The following is a 10441-nucleotide window of genomic DNA, read 5'->3' on the forward strand; positions in this document are numbered from 1 at the left end:
CTGCTGGTCAACGCAACTCGGACAGACACCTTCGACCAAGCCGACCAGTCCCGGGCCGACCAGATCGTGCTCGACATCGAAGACGCCGTCGACCCCACCGCGAAACCCAACGCCCGTGCCGACGTCGCTCGATGGCTGGAAGGACGGTCGGCGTGGGTGCGGATCAACGACCGCTCGACCCCGTTCTGGCCCGACGACGTCGACACCTTGAAGGGCCTTCCCGGCCTGGCAGGGGTGATGCTCGCCAAGGCCGAGTCCGCCGAGCAAGTGACCGAAACCTTCGACCGACTCGGCGGCGCGACCCCGGTGCTCGCACTGATCGAGTCCGCCCTGGGCATCGAGGAAGCCCCACAGATCGCACGTGCCCGAGRCACCTTCCGCCTGGCCTTCGGCAGCGGCGACTACCGGCGCGACACCGGCACCAGCGCCGACGACCTCGCCATGGCCTATCCGCGCTCACGCCTGGTCATCGCCAGCCGACTCGGTAACCTCCCCGGCCCGATCGACGGCCCCACCGTCAGCGACGACCACGCAGTCCTCCACGAGAAATCCACGCTGGCAACCACCCTCGGACTGACCGGCAAGCTGTGCCTGGAAATCGACCACCTGCCCGTCATCAACGCCGCCATCAGCCCCACCTCGGACGACGCCACCTGGGCGCGGGACTTCCTCGCAGACTTCGAAGGCCGGGGCCGCATCATCCGCGACGGCAGCGACCTGCCCCGTCTGGGCCGCGCCCAAAAGATCGCCCGGCTGGCCACGGCGTTCGGAGTTCTCTCGCCATGAACGCTGCCCACCCTGCAGTGCCCAGCGTCTGTGCAGCCACTGCTGACCCTCATGATGCGAGGTAGCGCCACATATCGTCCACTACCATTTCGACCCACCTGTATGCACCACGGACCTGAACTGCAGTACACGGATCCACAATCGCCACGCGACCCCTAACGACACCCACTCACCGAGAAAGCGAGAACATGCCCCTCTTCGTCGTCGAGTACACCTACTCCGCCGTCACCGCTGCAGGCCGCGATGAACACCGCACCGCACATCGAGACTGGCTCGCCGACCTCGTCGAACAGGAGACCGTGATCGTCTCCGGCCCCTACACCGACGACTCCGGCGCATTCGTCGTCGTCGACGCCGACACCGCCGAGACCGTCGAACAGCTCTTCACCCAAGACCCCTTCGTCACTCACGGACTCGTTCCCACCCACAGGATCATCGAATGGACACCGGTACTCGGCACGCTCAGCCACTAGGACTGGGCACCGCCGTCAGCGCGTAGGCGACCGGATCCAGCAGTGACGCGTCTCGGACACGCCGAGCGGGCCGCCTACCGCCGGCAACGGAATACGCCTCGCCAGCTCCGATCTGTTCGAAGGAGTGACCAAAGCGTGAGAGGCAGGCCGGCCGCTTCCGCGCACCTGATCCGTTCCTCGATCTTCTCAGGGGCTTCGCCGCGGGCGAGGCCCGTGCGAATCGTGGTGGCGATGGCGGGGCGCGTCCGGCGGGGCCGCGGACGTCCGACAGTGGGCTGGCGAGGTTGCGGCGCCGCAGGCGCTATTCGGTACGGTTGACGGCGTTGGTCCCGAACCGCATGTGTGTGGGGTTGGTGCAGCCGGCGAAGTTGCACTGGTGACACAGCACCGCGTCATCGGCACCGGGCCACCCCAGCCGAGGAATGACCCCGTACTCGCGCTGATAGGCGAACAGGTGGGCGGTAACCGTGCCGCGGCGGGATGGACCGGGGAGGCTCGCTGCGTACCAGTTGCGGTTTGCACCTGAGCAGGGACCGCACACCCGCCCACACTCGGCGAGGACGCCGAGGAGTGGGCGCCGCTTTCCGCAACGGGCACACGGCGAGGGGGTACGCCGCAGGTGCCGGTAGCAGGCACCGCCGATTCGGCCGAGCGGCAGGGTGGTCTGAATCGCCCGGGCCTTTCCGCACTGTGAGCAGGGGTGGGTGGGGCGTTGCCGCGCGCGGCAGGTGGCGCAGATTGGTTGCCCCCCCGTGGTGTGGCGCGCGCAGGGCTTCTCCTTCCCGCAGCTGCAGCATGTTTCGGTCGGTGGTGTCCAGCAGCGGTCGCAGATCCAGGTGCCGGCGGCGGTCGTCGACACGAATGTTGTTGGTGGTGCGGCCGCAGCGCCCGCAGTCGCGTACCCGAGCCCGGCGGTGACAGCGCGGACAGAGTGGCCCGTCGTCAGTGATCGCGTGAGCGATCTGATTGGTGCGGCCACAGCCGCTGCAGGTGTGCCGCTTGCGCGGGCCGCAGCTCTGACAGAACGGTGCGCCGTCGATCCGGTAGGCGACAGGAGTGGTCTTGCCGCATCGGGCACACGATTCGTGTCGCGCCGGATCCGTTCTGGTGCAACGGATGCAGACGGTGCCGCCGCCGGGGTCGCGGACCGCGGGGTGTCCTTGCCGGCCGCATCGCGCGCACACGATCAGGTGAGTACGGCCGTAGCAGCGTCCGCAGATCTTCGCCTCGTCGCGTCGGTACGGCAATGCCCGCACGGCGCCGCAGTCGGCACACCGCATCCGATGAACCTGGGGATACCGTTCGGCGAGTGCGGCGAGGAGCCGCTCCAGCCCGGCTGGCCCGTCCGAGCTACCGGAGGTTAGACCGTCTGGATGCGCGCGCAGATGGTCGAGCACCGCCCACGCCTGCGGTGTGGTCAGGACGACAGCTGGCGATGAACTCCTCGAGATCTGGGCACTGCCAGTTCCACGGATAGTCGTTGGTGAACTCGGCAAGCCGTCGCAACAAGGCGCGCCGCTGCTCGATCGTCGCGGGCTGGAGGAAACGGGCGCACTGCTGCGCCGCCCACCCGTCCAACATCGCACCGAATACCGCCGTCTCCGGGACCAAGTGTGCGACACCGGGTGCGAGGACCAAGTGGGCGACACCGGGGCGATCCGCCGTGTCGGCCACGATGCATCGAATGCATCATTGCGGCATGTAACACAACACCCAAAATGCTGGTGGAATAGGCGCCGCGTGACGGCGTTCCTCGGAGTCGGGCCTCGGACTACGCTGTGACTGCGTCTTACTTCGAAAGCGTCGAATGCGTCATCGGATGCAACTCCGCCTAGTTTGCGCCTTACACGTCGCGGGCGTTCGACACGAGTTGATGGACGTCCTGATCGGTGGCGCCGAGCCCGAAGCTGATGATCCGTTCGGGGTGGATGCGAATGGTCGGTCCGCCGAGATCGTTCGCCTGGGCGGCATCGGCGTCGAGGGCCTCGGCGCGTCCGCGGATTTCGACGCAGCGCACCCGCCACGGATCGACCGACGGCACGTCGTCCACGACGAACGCCACCTTCCCGTTGTCGGCGACGGTGCGGAACTTGCGGCTCGCCGCCATGTTGTAGCCCTGGATGTCGATCGTGGACGTGCCGGCGTTGTAGTGAAAGCCGACGGGACTGACCTGCAAGGTTCCATTCGGCTGGACCGTCGCGAGCCGGCCCAGGCGTTGTGACGCCAGATACTCGAGTTCCTGCGCAGTGAAGGACATGAATTCACGCTAGAACCTGAACGGGGCTCGAGGTCAAGGATCCGGGACGTTCCTCAGCCGAGATCCTCGACTGCGCGCCGCGCTTCCTCGACGCGCCGCTCCGCCGCGTCGAGGTCTCGTTCCCCCCGGTGCACCGCCTCCGCCGAAGCCTTCTCCGCGTTCCGCGTGAACTGCCGCTCCTGCTCGGCGTGTTCGAGTTCGGCGCGCAGTTCCTCGATCCGGTGGTCGATCTCCGTCAGCGTCGACCGCGCCTTCTCCAGTTCTGTTCTCGCGTCCGTCAGTTCACCGCGGACCTCCTCGGCCCGGGACGTGACCTCCGCCAGTTCGGCCTCGGCCGCCGCGCGTTCGGCGTCGCGGTCCCGCTCCACCGGCTTCTTCTTCGACTTCTTCCCCGGCTTGTCGGCCGGGGGCGCGGTGGCGGGTTCGGACGTCGAGGTCTTCTTCGCGGTCTTTCCCTGGACGACGGAGAGTCCGGCCGGACCGAAACCGCTGTAGCTCGCCGCCGTCACGACCCGGCCACGCCGCACCTGTTCGGCGGTCTCGGCGTCGGCGAGTGCCGCGTGCAGCGTCTGACCGACATCCCGCAGGGCGTCCTCCCCGACCGTCCGGCCTCGCTCGGCGGCGAGTTCACCGGCCTTGCGCGCCAACGCCCGCACCACCTGCTGCCGCTGCGTGTTCAGCCGCCGAAGGTCCGGGCCGGACAGGTGTCGCTGCGCGTCGCGGAGGGCTTCACCGAGAGTGAGGAGCGCGTCGACCTCGTCGGGGAGCTCGCGGGCGAGCAGATTGACGAGCCAGCCGACGACCGTCGGCTTCCGCAGCTTCCCGATGTCGGTCGCCAGCGCGCGGTCCTTGTTCTCCCGCGCCGCAGTCACCTGCGCGGTGCGCGCCTCGACGAACTCACCGGGGTCGAGGCCGTACAGTTCGTCGGCGACGTCGTCGAGGGTCACGGCCCAATACTTGCACCGTGACCGCTCCGTTCGTGCCGACTCGGGTCAGACCAGTCGTTCGGCCGCGGCCGCGATTCGTTCGTCGCTGGCCGTGAGCGCGATGCGCACGTGGGTGCCGCCGCCGGGACCGTAGAACTCCCCCGGCGCCACGAGAATGCCCCGCTCGGCGAACCACTCGACGGTGTCCCGGCAGGCTTCGCCGCGCGTCGCCCACAGGTACAGCCCGGCTTCGGAGTTGTCGACGGTGAATCCGGCGCCGCGCACCGCTGCGAGAAGGATCTCGCGGCGACGGCGGTACCGCTCACGCTGCTCGTTCTCGTGGTCGTCGTCGCTGAGCGCGGCGGTCATCGCCGACTGGATCGGCAACGGCACCATCATGCCCGCGTGCTTGCGGACCTCGAGAAGTTCGGCCACCAACGCCGGGTCACCGGTGACGAACCCCGCGCGGTAACTCGCGAGGTTGGACGTCTTCGACAACGAGTGCACCGCGAGGAGCCCGGTGAGATCGCCGTCGTTCACCCGCTCGTCGAGGGCCGAGAGGGCTTCACCTTCCCAGGTCAACCCCAGGTAGCACTCGTCGGACGCCACGATGGCGCCGCGGCGACGCGCCCAGTCGACCACCTTGCGCAGATGCTCGAGACCGAGCACCTTGCCGGTGGGGTTGGACGGCGAGTTCACGAAGATCAGCGACGCACCCTCCGGACCGAGCCGGTTGAGACCGTCGGCCCGGATCACCCGCGCACCCGCGAGGAGCGCACCGACCTCATAGGTCGGGTACGCCAGCTCCGGGATGACCACCAGGTCGTCGGCGCCGAGCCCGAGAAGGCGTGGCAGCCAGGCGATGAGCTCCTTCGTGCCGATCGCGGGCAGCACCGCAGCCGGATCGATGCCGCTGATTCCGTAGCGGCGGCGCAGCGCCTCCACCGCGGCGTTACGCAGCTCCTCGGTGCCGTGCGTCGTCGGATATCCCGGAACCGCGGCGACCGAGGTCAGCGCGTCCTGGATGATCGGGGCGACCGCATCGACGGGGGTCCCCACCGACAGGTTGACGATGCCACCCGGGTGGGCGAAGGCTTTCGCCTTCGCCGACTCGAGCGAGTCCCACGGAAAGTCGGGAAGTGCTGTGGCTACCGGGATACGAGGCACACCTAGTCCTCGCCCATGGGGGGCAGAGCCTTGACGAACGGCGGGTCGTAGTCGACCTTGCCCAGCTTCGCCGCGCCGCCGGGAGAACCGAGGTCGTCGAAGAAGTCGACGTTCGCGGCGATGTAGCCGTTCCACTGGTCCGGGACGTCGTCTTCGTAGAAGATGGCTTCGACGGGGCAGACGGGTTCACAGGCGCCACAGTCCACGCATTCGTCCGGATGGATGTAGAGCATCCGCCCGCCCTCGTAGATGCAGTCGACAGGGCATTCCTCGATACACGCCTTGTCCAACACATCCACGCACGGTTCAGCAATCGTGTAGGGCACTGCCGCTCTCCCTGCCTTTCTGACACGAGTAGGCACGAGGTACGGGCTGCTTGTACCCCGCGGAAGAAACTATTATCGCCTGCCCGGCGGACCTCTCTGCGGTGAGGGTTACCTGACCCGGCGTACCGCCGCGGGCAGCGGCGCGTGGGACGCGATCCACTGCTCGCCCTGTTTCGCCGCTCTCACCAGCGCGCCCCGTTCGCCGAGATACCCGGCCACCACACCGACCACCGGGATGTTGCCCAGCAGCGAGTAGGTCGAGCCCGGCCCGGGACGCTTGTCGAGTTCGTCACTGAGCGCGCGCACCGTGCGGGCAGTGCGCCACAGCGCGCCGATCAGCCCGAACGGGCGCCACACGGACGCGCCGTCCGCCGAATCGGATCGCGTCGTGTCGGCGAGCACCGCGTCCGTCTCACGCCGGCAGAGCACGGACGCCAGCAGGTCCACCTGGTCGGACCGGTTCGTCACGCCGTGCTCCCGGGCGACGGCGACGAGAACGACCGCCTGATTCGCGAACCCGAGCACGTCCTGGATCGGGAGCCGATTGAGAAGCACCCCGAACATGCCCGGGAATGCGACCGCGATCGTGTTCAGCGCGCCGATCCGCGTCACCCACCACCGTGCCCGCTCGTCGTCGCTCGCCTTCTCCCACGACGCCGTCCCCGGGAACTGCACGGTGTCGAGAACCCAGGCGATCCCGTCGAGCAGCGCCTCCGCGGCGCCCCGGTCCTCCGCTATCGGGGTGAACGTCCGGCTCTTGATACCGAACGGATCCGTGAGGGCCAGATCGAGCACGGGATTGATGCCCCGGGCAGCGCGATCCAGGATGCCGACGACCGTGTCGTCGCCCAGCCGATCCGTCTCGCTCATGCCGCCGGTGTCCTTCCCTCGCGTCGGGCGTGTGTGGTGGTGCGTTCGCGTGCCGGGCGGCCGATTCCCTCGGCGATGGCCCGCAGTTCCTCGACGGTCTTCTCGGATCCGTGCTCCGAACCCGCCATCCGGGAGATGGTCTCCTCCATCAGGGTGCCGCCGAGGTCGTTGGCGCCGCCCTGCAACATCACCTGGGTACCCGTGACCCCCAGCTTGACCCAGCTGGTCTGGATGTTCGGGATCCGCCCGTGCAGCATGATCCGGGCCAGGGCGTGGACGGCCCGGTTGTCACGGTTGGTCGGGCCCGGACGGGACGCGCCCGCCAGATACAGCGGCGCACTCTGATGCACGAACGGCAGCGGGACGAACTCGGTGAATCCGCCTGTCCGGTCCTGGATTCCGCGCAGCACCCGCAGATGTCCCACCCAGTGCTTCGGGTTGTCGACGTGCCCGTACATCATCGTCGAACTCGACCGCAGACCCAGCTCGTGCGCCGTGGTCACCACCTCGATCCAGGTGGCGGTGGGCAGCTTCCCCTTGGTGAGCACCCAGCGCACCTCGTCGTCGAGGATTTCCGCGGCCGTGCCGGGAATGGTGTCCAGACCCGCCTCGCGCAGTTCCGTCAGCCAGTCCCGGATGCTCTGCCCACCGCGGGAGGCGCCGTTGACGATCTCCATCGGGCTGAACGCGTGCACGTGCATCGACGGCACCCGCTTCTTCACCGCGCGCACCAGATCGGCGTACCCGGTGACCGGGAGCTCCGGGTCGATGCCACCCTGCATGCAGACCTCCGTCGCGCCCGCGACGTGGGCCTCCCAGGCGCGGTCCGCGACCTCGTCGGTGGACAGGGTGAACGCGTCCGCGTCGCCCTTGCGCTGCGCGAACGCGCAGAAGCGGCAGCCGGTGTAGCAGATGTTGGTGAAGTTGATGTTCCGGTTCACCACATAGGTCACCTCGTCGCCGACGGCGTCCTTGCGGAGCGCATCCGCCAGCGCCACCATCGCCTCGAGCCCCGGACCCTCGGCCGTCGCCAACGCCAGGTACTCGTCGTCGGTGCAGCCCGCCGGATCACGTTCGGCGCTGCGCAGCGCCGCGACGACGTCCGTGTCCACCCGCACCGGGCCGCTCAACTCCAGCACCTGCTCGCGGACGGTTTCCCAGTCCCCGAACGCGCTGCCGAGGTCGCTGCGCGTCTCGGTGTTGCGGCCGTCGGTGTCGATCTCGGTGTTCAGATCCACCCGGCCCGTCGACTCCCAGGACTCGTCCGGCTCCTGCCACGGCAACCCGACCGGCTTCGTGTCGAGCTTGGCCAGCCCGGTGTGCGGGTCCGCGAGGGCCTGCACGTGCCCGGTGATCCGCGGGTCGATCCAGGGCGAGCCGGCCAGCACGAACTGCGGCTGCGCCGCCGTGCGCTCGGTGAGCTCGAACCCGGCCTCCGCCGTGATCTCGGCCAGGGTGTCCAGGTTCGGCCACGGCCGCTCCGGGTTCACGTGGTCCGGGGTCAGCGGAGACACACCACCCCAGTCGTCGACACCCGCACCCAGCAACGCCAGGCACTCGGTGTTCGACACCAGGTTGGGCGGCGACTGGATGCGCATCCCCGGGCCGAGCAGCAACCGGGACACAGCGATGGTCGCGAGGAACTCCTCGAGACCCGCGTCCGGGGCATCGCGCATCGCGGTGTCGGGCTTGGCGAGAAAGTTCTGGACGATCACTTCCTGAACGTGCCCGAACGCCTTGTGCGACTTGCGGATCGCCATGATCGACTCCGCCCGTTCCCGCACGGTCTCGCCGATACCCACCAGAATGCCCGTCGTGAACGGCACACTCAACCGTCCGGCGTCGGTGAGCGTGCGCAACCGCACCGCCGGATCCTTGTCGGGGCTGCCGTAGTGGCACTCGCCCTTGTCGGTGAACAACCGGGTGGACGTCGTCTCGAGCATCATGCCCATCGAGGGAGCCACCGGCTTGAGGCGGGAGATCTCCTCCCAGCTCATCACACCCGGGTTCAGGTGCGGCAGCAGCCCGGTCTCCTCGAGTACCCGGATCGACATCGCACGCAGGTAGTCCAGCGTCGAATCGTAGCCCCGCTCGTCCAGCCACTGCTTGGCCTCCGGCCACCGATCCTCGGGGCGGTCACCGAGGGTGAAGAGGGCTTCCTTGCAGCCCAATTCGGCGCCCTGCCGGGCGATCTCCAGCACCTCGTCCGGTTCCAGATACGCGCCGCGCCCCTCGGCCCGCAACTTGCCGGGCACGGTGACGAACGTGCAGTAGTGGCACTTGTCCCGGCACAACCGCGTCAGCGGAATGAACACCTTACGCGAGTACGTGACAGCCTTGGGTCTGCCCGCCGCCAGCAACCCGGCATCCCGGACCTTCGCCGCCGACGAACACAGATCGGCCAGGTTGTCGCCGCGGGCCTGCAGCAGGGTCGTCGCCTCGTCCACGTTCAGAGTGGCGCCGTCGCGGGCACGTCGCAGCACCCGCCGCATGGCGGAGGCGGAGGGGGCCACTTCCTGCGCAGAGGCGCCGGACGGAGCTGGTGCCGGAACACCGGGCATGGGAAGCATCGTGGGCCGGCCGGATTCTTCACCTGAATGGGTCACCCAGCGATCATGCGCCATCGACGACGGCTACTGCCACCCAGACTCCCGCGAACCGTGCAGATCGCTATTCGCGGGGGTAGTCCTCGTCGACCGGAACCGCCCGGCTCTGTTCGGCCACGTCCGCCTCGTTCACCTCCAGTGACGACACTTCTTCGACCTCGTCGGAACTGTCGTCGTCCACGGCGAGTTCCTGCTCGAGCCGGTCTGCCTCGGGAACCTCCGGAGAATCGGCCGCATCGAATGACGTCATGTCTGCGCTCCTTTCACTTCGGGGGGTTCTCCCACGATAGGTCGGTTCTCGACAGAATGCCGGGGCACGGCCAAAGTAGGGGCATGAGTGTGCCCACCACCGTCAAGATGGCGGACCCGCTGTGGCGGCCCAGCCCCAAGGCCAAGCAACTGTGGGCGATCAACGCCGCCCTGCTCTGGCTTCCGCTGTTCGTCGTGCAAGTCGTCGCTCTCGTCTTCCACTGGTGGCCCGTGTGGGTACACGTCACGGTCCTCACGGTCACCGTCGTGCTCGCGGTCCTCCACGTCGCCGTCGTCCCGCTCTGGCGGTACCGGGTGCACCGCTGGGAGATCAGCGATACCGCGGTCTACACCCGCAGCGGTTGGTTCACCCAGGAACGACGCATCGCGCCCATCTCCCGCATCCAGACCGTCGACACCGAACGCGGACCCATCGACCGCATGCTCGGGCTGGCGACCGTCACCGTCACGACGGCGTCGTCCGCCGGTGCCGTCAAGATCTCCGCCCTCGATCAGGACACCGCCGACCGCACCGTCGCGCGGCTCACCGAGATCGCGGGCACCAATGTCGGTGACGCCACATGAGTGCGGCACCGGAACCGGGAATCGCTCCCCCTATCGCGCACGGCGAGGCTGCGGTCGCCGCCGAGGAGGAACAGCCCTGGTTGCGCCTGGACCGCCGGATGCTGCTCGTCCACCCCGTCAACGAGATCGTCAAACTGCTGCCCGTATTGCTGATTTCGCTGGTGATCGGCACCCAGAGCGGCAACCACGTGTGGAG

At 68.3% G+C, this 10441-nt stretch carries 10 protein-coding genes and 2 pseudogenes; 4 read left to right on the top strand and 8 right to left on the bottom strand.

Annotated elements, in window-relative coordinates:
- Both AC1D1G_RS34775 and AC1D1G_RS34780 read left to right on the top strand, forming a co-directional pair.
- On the top strand, positions 1–786 hold a 786-nt coding region (locus AC1D1G_RS34775), incomplete at its 5' end, for an HpcH/HpaI aldolase/citrate lyase family protein (protein WP_477955656.1).
- Positions 787–974: 188 nt separating this feature from the next.
- Entirely contained in the window at positions 975–1259 is a 285-nt protein-coding gene (locus AC1D1G_RS34780) for a YciI family protein (protein WP_283352407.1), read from the top strand.
- 74 nt (positions 1260–1333) lie between these two features.
- Here AC1D1G_RS34780 and AC1D1G_RS34785 read toward each other — a convergent pair.
- The 8 genes and pseudogenes from AC1D1G_RS34785 to AC1D1G_RS34820 form a co-directional block, all read right to left on the bottom strand.
- Positions 1334–1764: pseudogene (locus tag AC1D1G_RS34785) on the bottom strand (hypothetical protein); the annotation flags it as partial.
- 1338 nt (positions 1765–3102) lie between these two features.
- Entirely contained in the window at positions 3103–3516 is a 414-nt protein-coding gene (locus tag AC1D1G_RS34790) for a PPOX class F420-dependent oxidoreductase (RefSeq protein WP_477955658.1), read from the bottom strand.
- Positions 3517–3569: 53 nt separating this feature from the next.
- On the bottom strand, positions 3570–4463 hold the full coding sequence (locus AC1D1G_RS34795) for a hypothetical protein (RefSeq protein ID WP_477955659.1): 894 nt from the start codon (positions 4461–4463) through the stop codon (positions 3570–3572).
- Between the two features lie 45 nt (positions 4464–4508).
- On the bottom strand, positions 4509–5609 hold the full coding sequence (gene dapC / locus AC1D1G_RS34800; protein WP_477955660.1) for a succinyldiaminopimelate transaminase: 1101 nt from the start codon (positions 5607–5609) through the stop codon (positions 4509–4511).
- Positions 5610–5611: 2 nt separating this feature from the next.
- Positions 5612–5935: a ferredoxin gene (fdxA, locus tag AC1D1G_RS34805; RefSeq protein WP_005263360.1), complete on the bottom strand. Its 324-nt coding sequence runs from the start codon at positions 5933–5935 to the stop codon at positions 5612–5614.
- Between the two features lie 108 nt (positions 5936–6043).
- On the bottom strand, positions 6044–6805 hold the full coding sequence (locus AC1D1G_RS34810; protein ID WP_477955661.1) for a hypothetical protein: 762 nt from the start codon (positions 6803–6805) through the stop codon (positions 6044–6046).
- A complete protein-coding gene (locus tag AC1D1G_RS34815; protein WP_477955663.1) occupies positions 6802–9429 on the bottom strand; it encodes a bifunctional FO biosynthesis protein CofGH in 2628 nt (875 codons plus the stop codon). Before AC1D1G_RS34815 ends, AC1D1G_RS34810 begins: the two co-directional genes overlap by 4 nt.
- Positions 9430–9475: 46 nt before the next feature.
- Positions 9476–9661 (bottom strand): hypothetical protein, encoded by a 186-nt coding sequence (locus AC1D1G_RS34820; RefSeq protein WP_005566848.1) that lies wholly within the window; start codon positions 9659–9661, stop codon positions 9476–9478.
- 83 nt (positions 9662–9744) lie between these two features.
- Between AC1D1G_RS34820 and AC1D1G_RS34825 the strand changes: the two genes are divergently transcribed.
- Positions 9745–10245 (top strand): PH domain-containing protein, encoded by a 501-nt coding sequence (locus AC1D1G_RS34825; RefSeq protein WP_477955665.1) that lies wholly within the window; start codon positions 9745–9747, stop codon positions 10243–10245.
- Positions 10242–10441, top strand: a pseudogene (locus tag AC1D1G_RS34830) (PH domain-containing protein); the annotation flags it as partial. The gene AC1D1G_RS34825 and the pseudogene AC1D1G_RS34830, both read left to right, overlap by 4 nt.

This window comes from Rhodococcus sp. P3_B8 (assembly GCF_056402775.1).